Below are 22,367 nucleotides of genomic sequence, written 5' to 3'. Positions count from 1 at the left end.
AAAAAATGCCGAAGCGCTTGCAGTGCCGTTTAACCAAAAATCACGCAACTAATCCACAAATTCCATGAATTTAAACTTTCACGATTTTAATACCTTGGAAAAAGAACTGGAAGAACTTCCTCCCTTTCACAGGATAGCGTTTGCCGCTTCTTGTTGCGAGAGGCTGCTTCCCAACTACAGCGCTTTTGCCCGAGAGGAAGGCTGGGGTGATTTTACTATACTGAGAACTGCGCTGGATGAAGTTTGGCAAATACTCCAAGGTAAGCCACTGAATGTGACGGAAATTAGTCAATTAATAAAGAATTGTATAGATGCTGTTCCAGACGCAGATGACGTTTCTCAATCATCCTACTGTCCTGAGGCACAGCACGCCGCCAGTGCAATCGGCATTACCCTCGAGCTTTGTCTCGATCCAACCCCACAGGACGCTATTGCGGTAGCGCGAGCTGTAAAAGAAACCCTTTTTGAGTTTCTCGATAGGATAGACGAATCGAAAGACCCTAAAGGTTGGCGAGAAAAGCCGTATGCAGAACTAACCAAAGAAATTGACAACCACCCATTTTCGGTTCGAGAAATGGCGAAACAAAGAGAAGATTTGCAGCGCTTGAAAGAAGTCGAGACGCTAGATAGAGAATTTTTAGAGCGGCTCCGTACCTCCTCTCACAACAATGGAAAAAGCTTAATTGATTTGTCATGAGAAAGCAAACAAGCATTGCGACAGAGGCAACTGCCCAATCCGAAAACGCTGCCCTTGGCAAAGAATCTGCAAACCTTGATTGGTTCCGCTATCAGCTTGGCGTTTGGGCATCCCAAAACCTGCGCGACTTTCCCTGGCGGCGCACAAACGACCCTTACGCCATTTTTATTGCTGAATTTCTACCTCCTGCCCGCGCCACCAGAGTTTAAGTAAACAGTAGCTTACAAATTAAATGCGTGACAGCTTACGAGTTAAAAAAAAGAATGCAACTGTAGGCAAGCTGCAAAGCCCGATCGTCATAAGTCATTGCAAATCTAAAATCTAAAATCTAAAGTCTAAAATGGCGAAGCGCCCGATTGTACTGCGCGAACCCGCAAATCCCGATTCTGTCGCACTGCGGGCGCGATTTGCGGGGTTTTAGTGGTAGCGGGTGCAGATAAAGTGCGATCGCGCCCGCAGTCTGCAATTGTACCTTGCACCAGAACTAAGTAAGTCGCTGGGAAAATTCGCCCGTATGTAACAAAAGATTAAGTAGGGTGATTCGAGTTAAATTTAATAGGTTGTGTACGGTTTTTTCTTTACCTTATATCCCATGAATTACCGCAAAAGCAAGCTTTAATTCCGAGTCAAATATTTGTCCTGCTAGTTCATCTTTTTTGATGTTTTGCCATTCCCAGGCAAAGCAAATTTATTCCTTCTCATCTCAATTCCGGCTGCGCCGGAATGATATCATGTCCGGTTGATCGACCGCGATTTTCGTAGGGGCGGGTTCACCAACAATACTTGCCAAGAATTGACAATCTCAAAAACCCGCCCCGACCGGGATATTATGGTTAATCAATCGGACATGATATGATATCAAATCCGCCCTTCATCGTCGGGCGTAAAGTCGAATTAAGCTGCCAACAAATAATTCGCGCAATTTTAATTTTTTTGACCCCTCCTTCTACAGTCAACAGTCAACCGTCAACCGTCAACAGTCAACCGTCAACAGTCAACAGTCAACCGTCAACAATGATAAGGAGTGCAACCGGAATCGATTGCTAATTGCGGACAATCGGCAGAGTGAGATGTACCGTTGTTTCCTTTTGATAGATACTGGTAATTGACAACTCTCCTCCTGCCAGTTCGACAATTTTTTGGACAATTTTTAAGCCGATACCAGTACCCTGCTGCTCATACCTCTTGCGCTCAAACTGCATGAAGGCACCAATTTTAGCAATTTGCTCTTCTGTCATGCCCTGCCCGGAGTCATGTACATATAAATGCAGCATCTCCCCTAGGACTTGACTACTAACTTTAATGGTTGTCTCTGGTGAGGAGAATCTCAGTGCATTATCCATTAATTCATGGAGAATCGTTGATAGATATCGCTCTGATAGAGCGATCTCCGCTTCCTCAAGAGTTAACAACAGATCGTTGCTACGGTTGACGCTCTTAGCCTGGTATTTCAACTCGGTTTCAATGGCGGAAGCTGAAAATAGAGTTTGGGCAGATTCGATCTTGTGTTGTTGACTTGCGGATAGTTCTAATTCTAAATAAATCAGGAATTTTTTCGTTAATTTTTCTAGGCGACGGGCAGAGTCATCGGCCAAGCCTAACATCTCATGGATTTCGGCGATATCCATGTCTTCGATATCGTCCTTGAGCAACCCGATCGTCCCTAAGATGCCATTGAGGGGCGTATTCAGTTCGTGGGATAGACTAGAAGCTAAGTTGCCACGCAGCTCATTGAGGGTGCTTTCCAAGGCATTGATGGTATTTTCTTGGATGTGGTATAAGTTCTGGATATTATCATACTGTTGCTTGATTCTGAGCATTGAATGCACGCGAGCACGCATTTCAATAGCATTTACAGGTTTACTGATGAAGTCGTCTGCTCCGGCAGTCAGACAGTTGGCAAGGTCTGACTTTCTGTTTAATGCTGTCACCATAATGATGGGAACGGCTTGCCATTTGGACATGGCTTTGATTTGCCGGCAAATCTCGATGCCGTCTATTCCCGGCATCATCACATCCAGCAAAATAAGATCAGGCTCAAATATATCGAGGGATGCGATCGCTTCTTGCCCGCTGGCAGCATAATGCAATTGATAATCCTGCTCTGATAACAGGGTTTCAATCACATCAAAGTTATCTGGCTCATCATCAACAATTAAGATAGAGAATTGAGACATAATTGTAACGACTCCAATAATGTAGAAAGTTTTATGAGTTCAGGTGATATCCGTCAGTTAGGCTGCCAAAGTGATTTCAAAAATGGCACCTTTTGGTTGGTTGCTTCTCACACAAATTTCGCCCCCATGTGCCTCAACGACCATTTTGCAGAAAGCTAAACCCAACCCTATTTGAGAGACATCCGACATCAGATTTCCAATCTCGTATTTCTCAAAAATCTTGTGCCGCAATGTATCAGGAACACCCGGCCCAGAGTCGATAACCTGGATTTTTGCGTTGCCAGATGTGAGAAATTCTACATTCACTATGATTTGACTATTGGGTGGGGAAAACTTAATGGCATTCGAGAGGAGATTATCCAGCGTTCGATGTATCATGGTGGCATCCACCGAAACTTTCCTACTGGTTTCTTCTGGTAATTGAGCGACCAGCGACTGATTTTTTTTAGCAGCGATCGCTTCCAAGTTTGATATAGCCGACTCTATGATATCGCACAGATCAACCTCTGCGTAATTGAGACGATTTTTACCGGATTCTAGTAATGAAATTTGCAATAAATCATCAATTAATAGCTGTATTGCTTGTGCTGCCGAGTAAATTCCATCTAGGTGGGTTTGTTGTTTGTCTCTAGGATACTCTATGCTTTTTAGGAGTTCCAAGCCAAGCAAGATACCAGCCAGGGGATTGCGTAAATCGTGGACTACCATTTTAACCATATCTTCCCGCAATTTGAGTAAGCTTTGCAGGTCGTCATACTGGTGCTTAATTCGCAGCATGGAGTGAACTCTGGCACGCAGTTCAATAGCATTTACAGGTTTACTAATGAAGTCGTCAGCGCCGGCAGTGAGACAATGGGCTAGGTCTGATTTTGAGTTTAATGCTGTCACCATAATGATGGGAACGGCTTGCCATTTTGACATGGCTTTGATTTGCCGACAAACTTCGATGCCATCTATTCCTGGCATCATCACATCCAGCAAAATAAGAGCGGGCTCAAATATGTCGAGGGATGCGATCGCTTCTTGCCCGCTGGCAGCGTAATGCAATTGATAGTCTTGCTCACTCAAGAGGGTTTCAATTACATCAAAATTATTGGGTTCGTCGTCAATGATTAAAACGGATGGTCTATTCACGGGTTATCCTTACTTAGAAGCTAAAAGTTGTTGAATAGTGCTTGCCAATTGCTTCAGCTTGACGGGTTTGGTGAGGTAATCATTGGCTCCGGCGGCAAGGCAACGATCGCGATCGCCCGTCATGGCTAAGGCAGTTAGGGCAACGATCGGCAGATCGACTAAGTTTGGATCGCGGCGGATCTGCTGCATAGCTTGTAGACCATCCATACCAGGCATTTGAATGTCCATCAAAATTAGATTGGGGTTTTCCGACTTGGCCAGGGCGATCGCCTCCTCTCCATTCTTAGCCAAGAGAATGCGATAGCCTTTAGCTTTCAGGTAGCTCGAAACCGTAGTGATATTGGCTTCGTTGTCTTCCGCCAGCAAGATTAAGGGAGAGCCTCCCTGTTCGGGCCCGCTGGGTTCGATGCGGGGCTCTGTCTGGGATTCCAGGGCAACAGAGGAGGGCACACCAGTAGGGGCAGTGCCCCCGTGCCTGCCCTCGAATTCGATCGTGAAGCAACTTCCTACACCCACCTCGCTGGTGAGCCCCACCTGCCCGCCGTGGAGTTCGACAATGCGTTTCACCAGGGCAAGCCCCAAGCCGGTCCCCTGATATTGACGATTCAGGGCGCCATCGATTTGGATAAAGGGCTGAAACAGTTTGTTGATATGTTCTGGCGCAATACCAATACCTGTATCGATGACAGCAATTCGCAGAGTCTCTTTGACCAAAAAATGGGGTGGGGAATCGGCAGAATCTGGGTCGGCCCGGCGCTGTTGACGGCTGACTTCTAGGGTGATGCGTCCTCCGTTAGGAGTGAATTTTACCGCGTTATTGAGCAGGTTGATCAAGACTTGGCGCATCCGCCGCTCATCAATCAATAAGTCGGGCAGATTGAGTGGGACTTTAATCTCTAGCTGGATGCGTTTTTGCAGGGCTTGTTGTTTAATAAATGGCAGACTGGATTGACACAGATGATTGATTGAAACTGGGGTGCAATCGAGTTCCATTTGACCCGATTCAATTTTGGCGACATCCAAAATGTCGTTAATTAACTCTAGTAAGTGAGAGCTACTGCGCTCGATGGTTTGTAAAGCTTTGATTTGTTGTTCGTTGACGATGCCAAAGACTTGCTCTTGTAGCCCCTCGCTCATGCCCAGAATGGCGTTAAGGGGAGTGCGGAGTTCGTGGCTCATGTTGGCAAGGAATTCGTCTTTGAGACGGGTAGCACGGGCCAGTTCTTCGTTAGAGGCTCCCAGTTGTTGGTTGCGCTCGGTGAGTTGCTGCTGGGCTTGTTGCCGTTCGGTGAGTTGTTGCTGCAACTGCTCAAATAGGCTAGCTTGTTGAACCGCGATCGCCAACTGGTTAGCAATTTGTTGCAGGAGTTGTGCTTCCGACTCTTGCCAGACTCGCTTTTCTCGGCAAGCATGGACAACTAAAACCCCCCAGAGCTTGTTGGTAGGCCCAGGGGCAACCCCTCTCTGGCTTTGGCTGCCTCGGACTTCTTGCAGGATAGGTGCAACCATTTTGGACTTGACTTGACCAACGCTTGCGTATTCCACCAAGCAATTAGTCCCCATATCGGTGATTATATCGGGGACGATACGGGGATTGCCCTGGCAATAGTGGTTGAGGATTTCTTGAGACCACAGTTGGTCGTCCCAGTGAAGGTTTTTGAGCGCGGGAAACTCGGTCAACACAGATTCTTCAACTATTTGACTTCTGCCATTGCCAAATACCCGGATTACGATGATCCGATCGCCTTGCAAGATTTCTTTGACTTGCTGTGTCACAGTCGCCAAAATTTCGTTAATATCCAACGATTCGCGAATTTGCTGGGCGATCGCTCCCAAAGTTCGCTGCCGTTGCAGTTGTAAAGCGATCGCCTTTTCTGTTTCCTTGCGGATAGCCAGCTCTGATTGTACCTGTTCGTAGAGGTAAGATTGCTGAATGGCGATCGCTAATTGATTAGCAATTTGTTTAAGTAAATTGATTTCCCACTCTTGCCATTGGCGCGGACGATCGCATTGATGAACAATCAGCAATCCCCAGAGGATTTGATTCTGAATAATTGGAACTACGAGTTTGGCTCTGACCTGGATTTGTGCGAGAAATTCAACCAAGCAGGGTAAGATTGACTCGTTTTCATCTTCCCTATCGTTGAGGGCATACACTTTTCCTTGGATATAGCGATCGTAGTTCTCTTCGGGGAAAACCTCTTCAGGGAAGAGGATATCCAAGAGCTTAGACGTATTTGGCGAAACAGATTCAGCAATGGCAGCCCCCGTCCCTTCAGGATAAACCCGATAAACCAGGGTTCGGTCTGATTGCAATACCTGATGGATTTCCTCAACAGTGCTATTGAGAATCTCCTCCAGATGCAGAGACGATCGCATCCGTTTAGTAATCGCTCCCAGCAAACGCTCCTGTTTTGCTTGTTGTTGCAATCTCAGTTCGGATTCTTTGCGATCGGTGATATCCTGAAACGTGCCTACCAGACCAATAACATTATCTGAGCTGTCTCGCAGGGGAGCCTTGTGGGTTTCGATAAATATTGATTTACCATTGGGTAGGGTTAGCGTTTCTTCGATCCCTAATATAGCTTCACCCGTTTCTACTAACCGCCGATCCATCGCACAATAACCGTTCGCCTCGACTTCTGCGTGGCAAATATCTAAATCTGTTTTACCTATACTTTCAGTTCTAGATGGCAAGCCTAGAGTTTGGGCAAACTGCTGATTGCATCCTAAAAAAACCGACTCTCGATTCTTCCAAAACACGGCGAGGGGGATGGTATCGAGTACCGTTTGCAGAAACTGCTGAGATTCCTGCAAAGCCTTCTGGGCCTGTTTGCGCTCGGTGATGTCTACTAATACACAAATAGTTTGATCGTCTGAGCCTGAAAGAAGTGCGGCTCCCATCAGGACAGAAATCCGGCTGCCATCCTTACGGTAGTATTCCTTTTCCCAGGGCTCGCTCGTGCCATCCTGCATCACGCGCCCCATCGCTACAACATCAGCGTGGGCATATTCGGGGGGGGTCATCGCATCCCAATGAATCATCCCAGCATTTAGTTCCTCCCTAGTGTAGCCAACCATCTGTAAGAAGCGATCGTTGGCATCCATAATGTTCCCCTGAAAATCGGCAAACATCATGCCGCTCACACTGGACTCAAACACCCGGCGGAAGCGCATTTCGCTGCTTTCCCTGGCGAGTTCAGCTTGTTTGCGATCGCTGATATCCGATAAAATTCCCTGGATGCTAATCAATTCCCCTTCAGCATTTATAACGGGTGTGGGACTGCTTCTCACCCAGACATAATTGCCATCTCGGTGGCGAACTCGGAACTCATAATCACTTGACTTTTTACCATGTTTGAGATTCTCCCGATAATATGTAACCAGCAAATAGCGATCGTCTGGATGCACCAGATGTAGAAACGACTCACCAATCCATGCACGTTCATCCCAGCCAAACATGGTCGTGAATTGCGGTGACACATATGTGAGTATGCCATCGGGTTCACATGACCAGATCAAATCATTAGCCCCTTCTACCAGCCGCCGGAATTTAGCTTCACTCTCTGCTAATTGGGCTTCGATCTGTTTGCGATCGCTGATATCGCGGCATACACAAATCAATAATCCATCCTCTGTGACGGTGAGGGATAGCCCTTCGGCAAAGGTAGAGCCATCTTTGCGGGTGGCGATCGCCTCTCCCTCCCAAGCGCGATCGCGCCCCAGCACCGGCAAGACTTGCCGCTCAAACCGTTCTAACTCCTGTTGGGAATACAAAAGTTTCCAGGTTTTGCCCAGCAGTTCTTGGGGATGTTCGTAGCCAAACAATTCTAGATGGGCTTGATTCAAATAGAGGTAGGTATCTCCTTGCATAATCGCAATGCCGTCGATCGCCGCCTCAATTGCTGCCAGTTGTCTTTTTAGGGTTTCTTGGGTTTGTTTGACATCGCTAATATCTGCAAAATAGCCAACAATCTCGATTGGCTTGCCTTCGATATCTCGCAGTAGACGCAGCTCATCCCGTAGCCAAACGTAGTGACCATCGCGATGCAAAAATCGATATTCATGCTGATGAGTGTTGTGTTCAAAGAGAGCGGATATATGTGCAAAAACCCTAGGGGCATCTTCTTGGTGAATATGGTTAGCCCAGAAGCCAGATTCCGATAAAAATTCTTCTGGTTTGTAGCCCAAAATGGCTTCGATATTTTTGCTCATGAAGGTTGCTCCATAGTCCCCATAGGGCTTACAGCTATAGATCATGGCGGGACTGGAGGCTAGAAGAAATTCGAGGCGTTCTTTCAAAAGGCAATTTTCTCGCTCTGTCTGTTGACGCTCAGTAATGTCTTGGATCAGGCCAAGCACATAGAGATGTTCATCATCCATCGATAGGATAGAGGTGGAAATGGAGATAGTGCGGCACAGTCCATCTTGGCGCCGGATTTCCCTTTCCAGAGCGATTAAGTTGCCCCCTTGTCGTATCTTTTTCAGGTCGGCAATCGTCTGTTTTTGAGATTCTTGATTATTCAGGTACAAGCTGTGATACCACCCCAGACGGTTAATTTCTTCTAAGGTGTAACCCGTAATCGTTTGCATTTGCTGATTCCAGACTGTGAAGCGGACAAAGGGAAACTCCTCAACTTCATAGAAAACGCACAGCCCTTCTGTCATGTTTTCTACAATTTGTTGACGGAAAGTATTTTCCTGCCGAAGCGTTGCTTCGGCCAACTTGCGATCGGTAATGTCGAAGCGAATGGCTAGATACTGAAAAGGTCGCCCGCCTTCGTCCAAAAAGGGGACAATGGTGCTGGCAACCCAGTACAGGCTACCGTTTTTTGCCTGGTTGCAAATTTCACCGCGCCAAACATGACCGCTAGCAATGGTCTGCCACAGGTCTTGGAAAAACGCAGGGGGATGATAGCCAGAGTTGACTAGGCGATGGGTTTTGCCCATGAGTTCATCGCGGGAGTAGCCAGAGATCGCACAGAAGGGATCGTTGACGTAGGAGATCACCCCTTCGCGATCGGTGATGACCACAATGGCAGACTTATCCAAGGCCTGCTTAAAGGCTGATAATTCTTGAATTAACTGCTGTCGTTCGAGTTCAGCTTGTTTGCGATCGCTAATATCAAAGTTGAGGCCAATCATGCTGTGGGGATTGCCTTGGGCATCTCGCACGACGACACCATAGGCTTTAATAAAGTGGAGGCTGCCATCGGGATGCAACACTCGAAATTCAGTATCAAATTCTGCTTGTCCTAAGACGGCTTGCTGGAGCAATGTTTCGGTGGCGGTGCGGTCTTCGGGATGTAGCCGGTTTGCCCAAATGTCGTAAACCACAAGGGAGTCAGATTGTTTTGTGACGCCGTACAGTTGGTACATCCGCTCATCCCACAAGACGGTGTTCTGTACAAGATCGAAGTCCCAACAACCGAGCGCCCCTGATTTGAGCGCCAAAGCGAGGCGATCCGATACTTTCTGTAGTTCTGCTTCTGCACGTTTGCGATCGCTAATATCTTTGGCGATGCCTAAAAAGCCGATAATTTGCTGATTGACATCCTTGAGGGTGCTGATGGATAGCGACACAGGAAATCGAGAGCCATCTTTGCGGATATAGCTCCACTCTTCTTCGCTGAGAACACCTTGGCGTGCTTTGGCAACAAAAACTTCAAAGCCGGGGGGAATATTTTGCCCTAGTTCGGCAGAGAGTGATGCTGCCCGGTCAATTACCTCATTTGCATCGTGGATGAGTTCGGGCGTACCTTTGCCGACCACTTCTGCTGCACTGTAACCGAGCATCCTTTCGGCTCCAGCATTAAAGGTCTGGATGATGCCTGTTGGGTCAGTGGAGATGATGGAGTAATCAGCACCATCGAGGATGGCGCGTTGCAGGCTGTTGACTTGCCAAAGCTCTTGGGTGCGTTCTTCGACTTTGGCTTCTAGCTGTTGGTTTAGTTGGTACAGTTGTCGCTCGGCCTGTTTGCGATCCGTAACGTCTCGAATCATAAACAAGGCTTCATCTTCGCCGCTCTTGACAACTCTCACCTCTTCATATTGCAGGCGCGGGCCAACGTGCACCTGCTGTTCATAAACTTGCAGTTCTCCTGTGCTTAAGGCTTGCTCTAGGTGGTGTAGATGTCGGGTCGCAATTTCTCCTGAAATAAGATCCACCATCGCCACACCAGGCCTATCGAAATCTGTACCCAGGAAGTCGAGCGGACGATGGGCTGTCACCCTCCCCCGATAAATACCATCGGCACCCATGCGAAACATGAAGTCTGGAACTGCTGCTAATATGGCTCGGCTCTGGGCTTCGCTCTGGATCAGGGCGGTTTCGGCAAGTTTGCGATCGCTAATGTCTGTAATAGCGCCTACATAGCCGACTACTTGCCCGTCTGCATCCAGTTCGGCAACGGACTGCCCATATACCCACGCCACAGCACCATCGGGACGTTGAAAGCGATATTCGAGCCCGAAAGGGCGATTTTGTTGGGCTGATTGTTGCCATTCGACCGCGATCGAGTCGCGATCTTCGGGGTGCAGCCCTTGTCGCCATCCTTCCCCGATGGCGGCCTTTGGGGTGAGTCCGCTGATCTGACACCAGCGATCGTTAACATAGATGCAGTTGCCCACTGGATCGGTGCGGAAAATCCCCACTGGTGCGACTTCCACTAGGGTGGCGTAGCGTTCTTCGCTCTCTTGCAGGGAGGCTTCTGTTCGTTTGCGATCGCTAATGTCGGTAATGGTGCCTATAGAGCCGATCCGATGTCCATTGGCATCGAGTTCGGCGACGCACTGCCCATAAACCCACGTTACTTCACCGTCGGGACGTTGAAAGCGATATTCGAGTTCAAAAGAGTCGTTACCTTGGATGAATTGCTCCCATTGGGCAATGATCCAATCGCGATCGTCGGGGTGCAGTCCTTGTTGCCATGCGTGTCCGATAGTGGCTCCTGGTGTGAGTCCGCTGATCTGAAAGTAGCGATCGTTGACATAGGTGCATAGCCCCTCCGCATCGGTGCGAAAAATCCCCACCGGAGCTGCTGTGGCAAGGGCGGCGTAGCGTTCTTCGCTCTCGATCAGGGTGGCTTCGATCCGCTGTCGCTTTACCAGTTCCTTCTGCAATTTTTGGTGGATCGTGGCTTGCCCAATGGCGATCGCCAGATGCACTGATAAGGCTTGTACCAGTTCGACTTCTTCCGGTTGCCAGTCGCGGGCGTGCTGGCTTTCGCTGGCATTGAGCAAGCCCCATAACTCATCGCCACACAGTAGCGGCACCAAAATTTTGGCTTGTGTCTGGAGGCGGATCAGCATCTGCCGATGACAGTCTGATATGTTGGCTGTGGAGATATCTGGTATGACGCGAACATGTCCTTGACGATAAATCTCAGGATTGTCTTGCTTAAAGCAGGTATCATTGACCCGTTCGCCCAACAGAGACAGGGACGAGTCGGTGGATTCTGCCACGACAATGATTTCCCTATTGGCTTCAAACCGCCAAATATTGACGCGAGCGCAGCCGAGCACTTGCCGCACCTGCTGCACAGTCGTATCCAAAATCGTTTGCAGGCTTAGGGACGAGCGAATTTGGGTGGCCAAGTCTGCGACTAATTTCTCTCGTTGTACCTTGGTGTTGAGAGCGGCTGTCCGAGTTTCCACCTGTTGCTCGAGCTCAAGGTTGCGATTTGCCAGCAGCGCCACCTTTTCCGCCTCTAGGCGCACCACTTTCTCTTCCCACTTCTGGACCAGCTTGTATAGCTCCAGCGGGTTGAGGGCTTGCAGCAAACTGGTCTGGGTGACAATACCAAGTAACTCCCCTTGTTCCCCTGTCACCGCCAACCGACGGATCGATCGCCGCTCCATGATCTGCTGCACAGTCAAGAGCGACTCTTCTGGCTTGACCTTAAAAATCGGTGTACTCATCACCGCCTCAGCCCGACAGGTTTCCATGTTCAAGCCCAAGGCCTGAAATTGCACAATATCCCGCTCGGTGAGAATCCCCACTGGCATTTGTAGCGGTTCAGTAGAGATTCCGCCTGGGTGTACAATCATCACGGAACTAACGCGATGCTCTGCCATAAGTTGGGCGATCGCCAGTAGGGAAGAATCTGGCGCAGTACAAATCACTTCGCGGGTCATCACTTCTGCTACCATACGCAACCGCAGCAGGTCGAGGGGTCGAGATATTTGGCGCAGACTTTCGTGAGTCACTAGGCCCACTAGGCGATCGAACTCGTCCAGGATGGGCAAATGGCGAATGTGGTGCTGCTGGAGCAGATTAATCGCCAAAAATAAATCGGTGAAGGCGGACTCGCGGAGGGTGACGACGGGGTGTGTCATCACCTCCCGGAGCGCCAAATTCTCCAAGGAACGCTGCCGGACACTCAGCCTCACCACGTCTCGCTCGGTCAGTACGCCGATTAATTGCTCGTTTTCCACTACCAACACGCAGCTCGATCGCGCCTCTAGGTGGAGGTCGTCGAGTTGACCATCGGCGGTTCTAGCGGTGTTGCAGAGCGATCGCACGCCGCTCATTTGGGCGATCGCATCCATCACCGTCGTATCGGGCGAAACCACCAAGGGTTCCCGGACGATCGCAGTCCTGAGTTCTATTAGAGTGAGAGCCGTAGTACGAATGAACATGAGTTTATAGGATTTTATTGCTGATTATTTTGTTAAACTCTTCGCCTTAAACACGTGAGCTGATAGCGTAGCGTGGGGCCAGCCCTAAGCTGTGTTGCATCTAGATTGCCTATGGTATTAGAGAGGGAGAAGGGGAGAGGGGGAGAGGATTTGACGATTTTTGATCGGGACTCGAAATATACAAATTAAATGCACAACAGCTTAGTACGGAGAAGAGTTACTTAGCTGCACGACATTCTCTCAATATTATATTTACTTACTGTTGGCTTTTGCCGGAAATGACTTAGGGAAATTCTGCAACTCTAAGCTAACGCTTTTTCATCATTTTCATGAGATGATAAAAACAGGAAGTGTCCTCAACCCTTTACTGGACTAAGTGAAAGCTCGGAGAACGCGCCGTAACGATAAAATTTGTTGACTCTTGACGATTGCTGTGAATTCTACAGTATACAGAGCACTAAGCTGTTGTGCATTTAATTTGTATGTTGAGGGCGGGCTCTCCTGCCCAACCCTACTCCCCACAAGAGGAAAAATTTATTTTACGAGGAAATTTAAATCCGGATTAGCTTATTCCCCCAAGTGAGAACTTCTGAGGCGTTTAATTACTTTCATGTGGGGCTTTTCTGATATTAAGCGTAAAACACTACCAGCCATATCTCGTGGAGTGGGATTAAGCCCTGAACCAAAACTCTTGCATTTTCTAAGCGAATTACTTGACAAGTATAACGATTGAGAGAGGCTAGGTTAAACCTTATTCTACAAGAACTACCCGGACGATATTTTTTTATAATTATTGTTGAAAAACTAGCTGATTAAAATAAATGGAATACAAGCGATTATCTCAAACCCTGTCACAAATCAAATAGAGTTTAAGTAAGTCGGCGTGAAGAAAACGAACCCTGTTAAAAAAACAAGTGAATACAGACAATATTTCTACTGAAGCAACTCAATAGACCTCTTGCAAAAATCCTTTTCTTCAATTGATGGGACGGGCTCTGCGGGAGCATCTCATATTTGTAAAAATACTTCTTCTGACTCCTTCCTTCTGCCTCTTTCCTTCTGCCTCCTGCCTCCTGCCTCCTGCCTCAAAACTCCAATTTCTAGCAGGGCTGCCAAAGTGAGATGCTCCCGGCTCTGCGGCCCATCCCACAAGAAAAAATAACTCTTGTGGGATGTGCCCCAGAGCCCGTCCTAATTATTTTTGCAAGAGGTCTAATAGATGGGCGCTATATTAACATAAACCCGGTTTTTTAACACCAGTGCCTCCTGGAAGATCCGAAAGGACAAACGAAAAACCGGGTTTCTTAGGCAAGGTAAGAGCGTCCTAATTTACAAAAATTATCACATTAAATATCAATGCGGTACTATCAAATCAGCCGCGAGTTAAGTTAGACTGAATTGTCAGTGCGTGAATTATTCACAGGTTAGCATCTATGCAGCTCAAACATCTGAATCAGCCTTCACAAGAACTCTCTACCTCTTGCGAGCATAACATCAAAGAGACTCAACCACCAAAGCCCAATTATTTCGCTGACATAGCCCGTTCCTTCGGCAACCTCAGTATTCACGACAAAATCTGCCGTGGGTACGCACTGGCTCTTTGTGTTGCGATTGGGGGAACGGCTGTCGGGATGTTGGTGGGCACTCATTACTATCGCAGAACTAACAATCAAGTACACATCGATCGAGAAAGTCAGCTTTTAAATAAGTTGCAGGTGGCTTTACTGCGAACGCAAAATAGCCAAGAGGGGCTGATTTACTGGCTCGAAAAGCCGCAAGTTTTTGACAGCAAGTACGCACAGCTACAAAACAATATTTACAGTTTGAAGTTGTTGTTATCTGAAGTCAAAAATCATAAATACATGGAAGACATAGAAGGCATAGAAAAAATTAGACAAACTTGCGATTCGCTATCTAATTATCTCTATCGAGTAGAAATAATTAATAAAAAACTTAGTAAGTTGCCAAATAACCAGGCTCAACAAAGTATTAAACGTAACTTGCTGTTGAATTTCGAGCGAGATAAAATTGGGTTGCAACTAGATAGGGCGGTTAATGATATAGCAGAAATTATCGATCGCGCCCAAGTGCAAGAAGATGCAGGGCGGAAGGATCTGCTGCGAGCCCAGGCGCTGCGGGTGCAAATAATTTTGGGTAGCATGGCATTGTCGATCGTCGTTGCAGCAGTGCTGGCGGGCTTCACCAGTCGGGCGATCGCCAAACCCCTCGCCACTGTAACTAAAATCGCTCAGCGAGTGACTGAAGAATCTAATTTTCAGTTGCAAGTACCAGTTACCAGCACCGATGAAGTAGGAGTATTAGCAGCTTCGCTGAATCAACTGATTCAGAAAGTAAATCAGTTGCTAGAAGAATTGAAATCTAAACAAGAAAGCCAGATACTTCAAAATGAGAAAATGGCAACTTTGGGGCGGATGTTAGCCGGTGTTGCTCACGAAGTTAACAACCCAATCAATTTTATTTATGCCAATATCGACCCAGCCAGAAATTATGTTGAAGATATTTTAGATTTGCTCAAGACTTACGAAACAGAAATTGCCAACCCCCCTGCCGCAGTGATCGCCAAAGGCGAAGAAATAGACATCGATTTTCTCAAAGAAGATTTGATCAAAATATTGGACTCAATGCAAGTAGGCGCTGAAAGAGCAAAAGCTATTATCTTAAGTTTGAAAGATTTTTCTCGCCTCGATGAGGCAGCCCCTCATCCCGTCGATTTACACGCCTGCATAGACAGCAGTTTGCTCATTCTCAACAGCCGCATCAAACAAGGCATTGAAGTGGTGCGACATTACGGGAATATTCCGACTGTGGAAGGCTATATGGGTTTGCTTTACCAGGTATTTGTGAACCTTCTCAACAATGCACTAGATGCTGTGGAAGAGAAAGCAAAAATTGAGAAATCCAGCTCAGCAGAGGCGAAAAAACAATCGGCTTCGGATTCACTCCAGGAAGCACCGAGTTTTTCGCCGAGGATTGTGATTGCTACAGAATACTTGGACGACGACTCAGTGGTAGTGCGAATTTCTGATAACGGTATGGGAATAGCGCCAGAGAGTCAAGAAAAAATGTTTGAAACATTCTTTACTACTAAACCGAGAGGTGTAGGTACTGGTTTGGGATTGGCAATTGGTCGCGAAATTATCGTCAAGAAACACCGGGGGACAATTAACTTTTGGTCTGAGGTGGGAAGGGGGACGGAATTTGCGATCGCCCTGCCGATTAAGCATGAGGATTTAATGCAAAATACGCTTTTACAACCTCCAGTTGCTCGTGAATATAATTCCCTAGGCAACGAGAAGGTGCCAATCAAGCCAGACAAAAGAGGAACTGTAAAAACTTAAAAATTATATCAAAACTATTTTCCATAATCTTGAAAAACAGGATTTGCTATAATTTTAAGTTGAGCAATCACTGTACGGAGCGAAAATGATGGGACTATTTGACCAAATTTTGAGCGCGATCGACAATCCCAACCAACAAGCAAACCCCAATCAGTTGGGCAACATTCTCGGTGCGGTAGAACAGTTGAGCAGCAACCAAGGCGTCAATACGGGCACGACTCAGCTAGCAATGTCGGTTTTGGGCGGATACGTGCGATCGGCATTGCAAGACGTGCGATCGCAGTCAGGAGACGCACAAGCTCAAGAAGTTGTCAACCAATTTAGCGGCACAAATCCCAATCCGCAAGCGGTACAGAGTTTGTTCGGCGCAGGCCAACTGACGCAGATAGTGAACGATATCGCCCACAGAACCGGTTTGAATAACGCCACAGTGCAGGCGATGATACCTGTTTTGGTGCCGCTCATACTGAATTTGCTACAAACCGGCGGCAACGCCCAAAACCCAGCCCAAGGCAGCAATCCCGTTTTGAATACGTTTTTAGATTCAGATGGAGACGGCGACGTAGATATTACTGACGCCATGTCGATGGCAGGCCGCTTTTTGAATCAGCGCAGTTAATATCATTTCCGGTTACACCGGAATGATGTTGACGGTTGACTGTTGACTGTTGACTGTTGACGCCGTGAACAGTGAACAGTGAACAGTGAACAGTGAACTCGGATTTACTATTGCGATGCTAACGGATTTGATATAATTGGGGAATTTTTTAACCGCAGATATCAGCGGCTGGACACAGATGAACGCAGATAGGATTTTATTTATCTGCGTTCATCTGCGTTTGTCTGCCGACCTCTGCGGTTAAAAAATTCCTACTTTAACCCAAACCCAAATCAGTCACAGCACCGATACTGCTAGAAGAAACCAACTTAGCATATTTAGCCAAAACGCCCCTAGTATAGCGAGGTTTAGGAGGCTGCCAAAGAGCGCGCCGCTGCTCCAATTCTGCATCAGAAACATTGAGCTGCAACAAGCGATTTTGAGCATCAATTGTAATTGAATCGCCCTCTTTTACCAAAGCAATTGTCCCGCCAACTTGCGCTTCTGGTGCAACGTGACCGACAACCATGCCGTAAGTTCCGCCAGAGAAGCGACCGTCAGTAATTAACCCGACAGAATCGCCTAAACCAGCGCCAATAATTGCCGAAGTTGGTGCTAACATTTCGCGCATTCCCGGCCCGCCTTTGGGCCCTTCGTAGCGGATGATAATCACATCTCCGGCTTTAATTTTGCCCGCTAAAATTGCATCCAAACAATTTTCTTCAGATTCAAATACGCGCGCTGGGCCGGTAATTTGCGGTTTTTTAACGCCAGTAATTTTAGCAACGGCTCCTTCTGTTGCCAGATTTCCTCTGAGAATGGCTAAATGTCCTTGGGCGTAAAGGGGGTTGTTCCAAGGGCGGATGACATCTTGGTCGGTGCGGGGTTCGGCTGGAATATCTGCTAACACTTCGGCAACAGTTTGGCCGGTAATTGTCAGCGCGTCTCCGTGCAGCAAACCCTGTTCTAGCAGCATTTTCATTACTTGAGGAATGCCGCCGGCTTTGTGCAAATCGGTTGCTACGTATTTGCCGCTGGGTTTGAGGTCGCACAGCACCGGCACTTTTGCTCGAATAGTTTCAAAATCGTCGAGGGACAACTCAACGCCGATCGCATTGGAAATGGCTAATAAATGCAGCACAGCGTTGGTTGAACCGCCGACTGCCATGATGACCGCGATCGCATTTTCAAAGGCCGCTCGTGTCAAAATTTGGCTCGGTAGCAACTGTTTGCGGACAGCTTCCACCAGCACTTTTGCAGATTCGGCAGCGCTGTCAGCTTTTTCGGCATCCTCAGCAGCCATTGTCGAAGAATAAGGCAAACTCATGCCCATTGCTTCAAAAGCACTCGACATCGTATTTGCTGTGAACATTCCGCCACAGGAACCCGCACCCGGACAAGCTTTTTGTTCCACTGCATTGAGTTCTGTTTCGTCAATTTTGCCCGCGCTGAATTGGCCGACTGCTTCAAAAGCGCTAACAACGGTTAAATCCTTTCCGTTGTGGTGTCCTGGTTTGATGGTGCCGCCGTAAACAAAAATAGCAGGAATGTTCATGCGGGCGATCGCAATCATCGCCCCCGGCATATTTTTATCGCAACCGCCGACAGCCAGCACCCCGTCCATACTTTGGCCGTTGCAAACAGTTTCTATCGAATCCGCAATCACATCTCTCGACACCAGAGAATATTTCATCCCTTCTGTTCCCATCGAGATCCCGTCGCTGATAGTAATCGTACCGAACATCTGCGGCATGGCGCCGGCTTCCCTTGCACCCGCAATAGCCCGCAAAGCGAGGTCGTTCAATCCCATATTGCAGGGCGTAATCGTGCTGTACCCGTTGGCAATCCCCACAATCGGCTTAGTGAAATCGCCGTCGCCAAAACCGACTGCCCGCAGCATTGCTCGGTTGGGCGCGCGCTGCACGCCTCCAGTCACAGCTTGGCTTCTCAAATTTTCAGGCATTTTAAAATTTCCTTTCTCTGTTGACAGTTGACAGTTGACAGTTGACCGTTGACAGTTGACAGTTGTCAGTTGTCAACTGCCAGCTCCCCCAAAAACGAATACAAGTTTCCGATAATCGTCGTGGTGAGCCCATAATTTTAGACCAAAGTTCCGGCTCCCAGATGAATCTGTGGAGCAAATCTAAAATCTAAAATCTAAAATCGACTGACTCAGTGCCGAGCGCCGAGAGTTTTACCCTATTGGTCAACTACCCACCATCAAGCACAGTACCGCTATGATGTGGGCTTGTATCTGAACTCCACCGCAATTCCGAGAACCTAGATAGGATTTCAGCTTTGGTTTCAACGCTCGACACATTAGGGGATGCTGACAAGCTCAAGAGTGCTAGTCCAGTCTTGCCGGACTAGCAGCGTTCTCATTGTAATATTTCGCGCACCAACCAAATCAGCGTGTAACACATGACCGCAACATTCACAGCGAAACAAGAGTCCTTTGTTAGGTCTATTAGCATCTGAGGTATGTCCACATTTAGGACAACTTTTCGATGTATAATGCGCGGAAACTTTAGTGGCCAGAGAGCCGTTTAGATTAGCCTTGTAGTCGATATAACCGTGCAATTCTGCAAATGACCATTTAGCCTTATTTCTATTAGCTCTACGCTGTTTCTTACTAGCCTTTTTCCCGGACTTAGATTTAGTTCTATCTCGTATTCCGGTCAAGTTATCTAGTCCTATCAGGCTGTTAGGTTTTGCAATTTCCTTGCTGATTTGGTGATTCACATCAGCGATAAACCGTCTTTCTCTTCCAGATAACGCGATTAGTCTTCGCTTTGCCGAACGAGTGCCTTGACGCTGAAGAGTCTGTCTAGCTTTGTGATAGCGGTTAGCTTTGTGTCTAGCTTCTTTTCCTGAGTAGAATTTAGACTTGTTTTGTAAGTCTGTTTCTACCGCTAAGTAGCGCATACCCACATCGACGCCAGAAACTCTAGTTATTTTTAGTGGATCGATTTCAGGTACTTCTACTTCAATGCTTACCATTAAGTAGTAGACCTTAGAAGAGCGCTGGTAGACAATTTTAGCAGCTCCAATTTTAGCGCCATTGGCAATTAAATCTAGATGCTTATTGTAGCCAGCATACGGAACTACTATTCTACCTTGCAGCGTGATAATGCTCACTTGCCGATCGGTTTTAAAAGAGTAGTCCCGCTGGTAGTTTAGGGTACAAGTTCGAGAAATGTATTTAGGAGGTTTGTCCAGCCCTTTATACCGTCTCTTTGTGTAACCTTTGGCAATAGCATCATTAGATTGTTTTACTTTAGACCAAAGGGTCTTATAGGTAGCAGATACTTGTCTGGGTACATTGCAAGCCATTTGTGCTCCTAGCCCAAATCGAACTCGCAATTCGTTGTAGACAGCTTTTTGCAGCTTAGCGCCATTACTGGTTTTACCCGCTTCAAAAGCGACTCGTGAAGTATAGTTCAAGGCATCCCGGTAAGCTAAAGCCGTCTGAGACACCAAGCATTTTTGCTCGGCGGTCAGGTTTAGTTTCAGCTTGGCGGTGATTACTTGGGGCATTGTGTTCACGAACTCTGATATTATTGTATCTCGTGAAAGCGACGAGGGCGAGTGGCAGAACAATATTTGTTTGTTCATCGACGGCCCCCTCACTTTCGGATATCTAAAGATTGTCGGTTTTGTTCGGGGGCGGATCTCTTCACTCACGCGCATTCCTCCCGCCACTCACTCCTTGTACAGGTAGAGTGCGGGACTCCTGCTGTTTTAGTTGATTTTCTCAGAAGCTTTGATCTTTGTCAGGCCCTTTAGGAGCGAATAGCACCGCATTGCCAAGAAAACAGTGCAAAGATTCTACAGATACTACAGCGTGCAGAGTGAATACCGTGGTTATCTGGGATGATGTGGTAACACCCATCACTCTAACGTTTAAAAAAAATTGCGAGGCGAATGACATGGAGGCCGATCGAATTCTGAGGCAATATGCGGCCGGAGAAAGAATTTTTCGAGAAATTAACCTCGCCGGGGCTGACTTAAAAGGGGTAAACCTCAGCGAGGCTAACTTTACCAGATCGAATTTCCAAGACGCAAACCTCAAAGGCGCTAACCTGACGGGAGCGAACTTGCGCGAGGTGAAATTGGCAGGGGTGGACTTGACGGAAGCCAACCTCAGCGAAGCAAATCTCATCGGTACCGATTTGAGCCGTGCCAATCTCAGCGGGGCTAACCTGATGGGAGCCAACCTGCGCGGCTCAATGGCCAGAGAAGTCAACATGACCAAGGCTAATTTGACGGAAGCTAACTTGACCGAAGCCAACTTTACCCAAGCGAATTTGTTTGCGGCCAACTTAACCGACGCTAGCATGATTCGTATTAATTTGATGAAGGCAAATTTGAGTTGGTCAACTCTCAAGGCGGTAAACCTGACAAATGCCATCCTCAGCGAGTCGCTTTTAGAAAGAGCTAATCTGACTCAGGCAATTCTCAGCGGGGCGATGGTGAGCGGGGCCAACTTGGCTGGTGCAGACTTGCGCCAAGTAACGATGGTTGGAGCTAATCTCACCGACGCTAATCTGAGCAATGCTAATTTGAGAGTTGCTAATGTGAGTTGGTCAACGCTGGCAAGAGCTAATTTGAGCGGTGCTAATTTGTACCGGGCCAAGCTGTGCTGGTCTAATTTTAGCGGGGCGGTTTTGGTGGAAGCGGTTTTGATTGATGCTAATCTCAATCGAACTAACTTCCGCGATGCAGATTTGAGGCGGGCAATTATGCCAGACGGCACGACTAATGATTCTTAAAATTTGATTGTTGACTGTTGACTGTTGACTGTTGACTGTTGACTGTTGACTGTTGACTGTTGACTGTTGACTGTTGACTGTTGACTACTGACTACTGACTAATGACTAATGACTAATGACTATCACTGAATTATTGATGTTGGGTGCGGCGGGAATTTTTGCCGGAATTCTAGCTGGATTTTTGGGTATCGGCGGCGGTACGGTGCTCGTGCCTTTGTTGGTGGCTCTCAATTACGCTCCGGTGCAAGCGGTTGCTACTAGCGGTTTGTCGATCGTCATTACAGCTATTTCTGGCAGCATCCAGAATTGGCGCATGGGCTACCTCAGCTTGAGCCAAGTCGCAGGCATCGGATTTCCAGCCGTCATTACAGCACAAATCGGTGCTTATTTGGCGGGCATATTTCCGCCTTACTTGCTGTTACTTACTTTTGGGTTGTTGCTGTGGCTGAATATTTATTTGATTGAAGTTCGCAAGCACCTGACAGCTAAGAAGAAAGCGGAACTAGAACAAGGGGAACTGGGAGGACAAGCGGGACAAGGAGAAAATGCTCAATTATCAATTACCAATCACGAATTACCCAATAATTCAAATATTTTATTCCATCCAACTTTTGCTAAAATTGCTACCGGCAGTGCGGCGGGTTTATTAGCGGGTTTGTTTGGCGTAGGCGGCGGCGTAATTATGGTTCCCCTGCAAATTTTGCTGTTAGGAGAAAGCATTAAAACCGCAATTCAAACCAGCTTGGGCGTCATCGTCATCACGGCAATTTCGGCGACGGCGGGACACGCGGCGCGCGGGAATGTTTTGTGGGTTGTGGGGTTAATTCTTGGCGGCGGCGGTTTGTTGGGCGCGCAGGTGAGCACGCGGTTTTTGCCGAGATTGCCCGATCGTATTGTTAGTTTAGCTTTTCGATCGCTCTTGGCAATCTTATCGATTTATGTTTTCTGGCAAGCTTGGCAAAAATTTAGTAACGGGTAATGGGTAATTGA

The 22,367-nt window shown here is 47.5% G+C and carries 12 protein-coding genes; 7 read left to right on the top strand and 5 right to left on the bottom strand.

Annotated features, from left to right (window positions below; all coding sequences use genetic code 11):
• The first annotated feature begins 64 nt into the window (after window positions 1-64).
• From QUA16_RS14245 to QUA16_RS14235, 3 genes are all read left to right on the top strand, one after another.
• Window positions 65-697, top strand: a complete 633-nt coding sequence (locus QUA16_RS14245; protein WP_333103967.1) for a DUF416 family protein — start codon at window positions 65-67, stop codon at window positions 695-697.
• Window positions 694-906, top strand: coding sequence for a hypothetical protein (locus QUA16_RS14240; RefSeq protein ID WP_333103966.1), 213 nt, complete (start codon window positions 694-696; stop codon window positions 904-906). The genes QUA16_RS14245 and QUA16_RS14240 overlap by 4 nt, the downstream gene beginning before the upstream one ends.
• 643 nt (window positions 907-1,549) lie before the next feature.
• Window positions 1,550-1,744, top strand: a complete 195-nt coding sequence (locus tag QUA16_RS14235; protein WP_333181184.1) for a hypothetical protein — start codon at window positions 1,550-1,552, stop codon at window positions 1,742-1,744.
• Here QUA16_RS14235 and QUA16_RS14230 read toward each other — a convergent pair.
• The 3 genes from QUA16_RS14230 to QUA16_RS14220 are packed head-to-tail and all read right to left on the bottom strand — an operon-like array spanning window position 1,741 to window position 12,648.
• Complete coding sequence (locus tag QUA16_RS14230; protein ID WP_333103965.1) at window positions 1,741-2,874, bottom strand: hybrid sensor histidine kinase/response regulator; 1,134 nt, start codon at window positions 2,872-2,874, stop codon at window positions 1,741-1,743. The two genes, QUA16_RS14235 and QUA16_RS14230, sit on opposite strands and share 4 nt — an antisense overlap.
• Window positions 2,875-2,931: 57 nt before the next feature.
• A complete protein-coding gene (locus QUA16_RS14225; protein WP_333103964.1) occupies window positions 2,932-4,008 on the bottom strand; it encodes a hybrid sensor histidine kinase/response regulator in 1,077 nt (358 codons plus the stop codon).
• Between the two features lie 9 nt (window positions 4,009-4,017).
• Window positions 4,018-12,648, bottom strand: a complete 8,631-nt coding sequence (locus QUA16_RS14220) for a PAS domain S-box protein (protein ID WP_333103963.1) — start codon at window positions 12,646-12,648, stop codon at window positions 4,018-4,020.
• A 1,433-nt stretch (window positions 12,649-14,081) separates the two neighbouring features.
• On the opposite strand from QUA16_RS14220, the gene QUA16_RS14215 reads away from it, so the two are divergent.
• Together QUA16_RS14215 and QUA16_RS14210 are read left to right on the top strand one after the other, a co-directional pair.
• Entirely contained in the window at window positions 14,082-16,007 is a 1,926-nt protein-coding gene (locus QUA16_RS14215; protein WP_333103962.1) for an ATP-binding protein, read from the top strand.
• Window positions 16,008-16,095: 88 nt separating this feature from the next.
• Window positions 16,096-16,626: a hypothetical protein gene (locus QUA16_RS14210; protein WP_333103979.1), complete on the top strand. Its 531-nt coding sequence runs from the start codon at window positions 16,096-16,098 to the stop codon at window positions 16,624-16,626.
• Between the two features lie 256 nt (window positions 16,627-16,882).
• Here the strand turns inward: QUA16_RS14210 and ilvD are convergent, their stop codons facing one another.
• On the bottom strand, window positions 16,883-18,568 hold the full coding sequence (gene ilvD / locus QUA16_RS14205; RefSeq protein WP_333103961.1) for a dihydroxy-acid dehydratase: 1,686 nt from the start codon (window positions 18,566-18,568) through the stop codon (window positions 16,883-16,885).
• Between the two features lie 356 nt (window positions 18,569-18,924).
• Window positions 18,925-20,142, bottom strand: a complete 1,218-nt coding sequence (locus QUA16_RS14200) for a transposase (RefSeq protein WP_333103960.1) — start codon at window positions 20,140-20,142, stop codon at window positions 18,925-18,927.
• A gap of 392 nt (window positions 20,143-20,534) precedes the next feature.
• On the opposite strand from QUA16_RS14200, the gene QUA16_RS14195 reads away from it, so the two are divergent.
• Together QUA16_RS14195 and QUA16_RS14190 are read left to right on the top strand one after the other, a co-directional pair.
• Window positions 20,535-21,377: a pentapeptide repeat-containing protein gene (locus QUA16_RS14195; protein WP_333103977.1), complete on the top strand. Its 843-nt coding sequence runs from the start codon at window positions 20,535-20,537 to the stop codon at window positions 21,375-21,377.
• 115 nt (window positions 21,378-21,492) lie between these two features.
• Window positions 21,493-22,356: a sulfite exporter TauE/SafE family protein gene (locus QUA16_RS14190; RefSeq protein WP_333103959.1), complete on the top strand. Its 864-nt coding sequence runs from the start codon at window positions 21,493-21,495 to the stop codon at window positions 22,354-22,356.
• Window positions 22,357-22,367 lie beyond the last annotated feature (11 nt).

Origin of the sequence: Microcoleus sp. S13_C3 (assembly GCF_036700905.1) — a bacterium.
Classification (GTDB): Bacteria; Cyanobacteriota; Cyanobacteriia; order Cyanobacteriales; family Microcoleaceae; genus Microcoleus.
This window is presented reverse-complemented; position numbering and strand designations above follow the sequence as displayed.

Coding starts and splice junctions, on each gene's coding strand:
- QUA16_RS14245 (WP_333103967.1), top strand. CDS start 65: ATGAATTTAAACTTTCACGATTTTAATACCTTGGAAAAAGAACTGGAA.
- QUA16_RS14240 (WP_333103966.1), top strand. CDS start 694: ATGAGAAAGCAAACAAGCATTGCGACAGAGGCAACTGCCCAATCCGAA.
- QUA16_RS14235 (WP_333181184.1), top strand. CDS start 1,550: ATGATATCAAATCCGCCCTTCATCGTCGGGCGTAAAGTCGAATTAAGC.
- QUA16_RS14230 (WP_333103965.1), bottom strand. CDS start 2,874: ATGTCTCAATTCTCTATCTTAATTGTTGATGATGAGCCAGATAACTTT.
- QUA16_RS14220 (WP_333103963.1), bottom strand. CDS start 12,648: ATGTTCATTCGTACTACGGCTCTCACTCTAATAGAACTCAGGACTGCG.
- QUA16_RS14215 (WP_333103962.1), top strand. CDS start 14,082: ATGCAGCTCAAACATCTGAATCAGCCTTCACAAGAACTCTCTACCTCT.
- QUA16_RS14210 (WP_333103979.1), top strand. CDS start 16,096: ATGGGACTATTTGACCAAATTTTGAGCGCGATCGACAATCCCAACCAA.
- ilvD (WP_333103961.1), bottom strand. CDS start 18,568: ATGCCTGAAAATTTGAGAAGCCAAGCTGTGACTGGAGGCGTGCAGCGC.
- QUA16_RS14200 (WP_333103960.1), bottom strand. CDS start 20,142: ATGCCCCAAGTAATCACCGCCAAGCTGAAACTAAACCTGACCGCCGAG.
- QUA16_RS14195 (WP_333103977.1), top strand. CDS start 20,535: ATGGAGGCCGATCGAATTCTGAGGCAATATGCGGCCGGAGAAAGAATT.
- QUA16_RS14190 (WP_333103959.1), top strand. CDS start 21,493: ATGACTATCACTGAATTATTGATGTTGGGTGCGGCGGGAATTTTTGCC.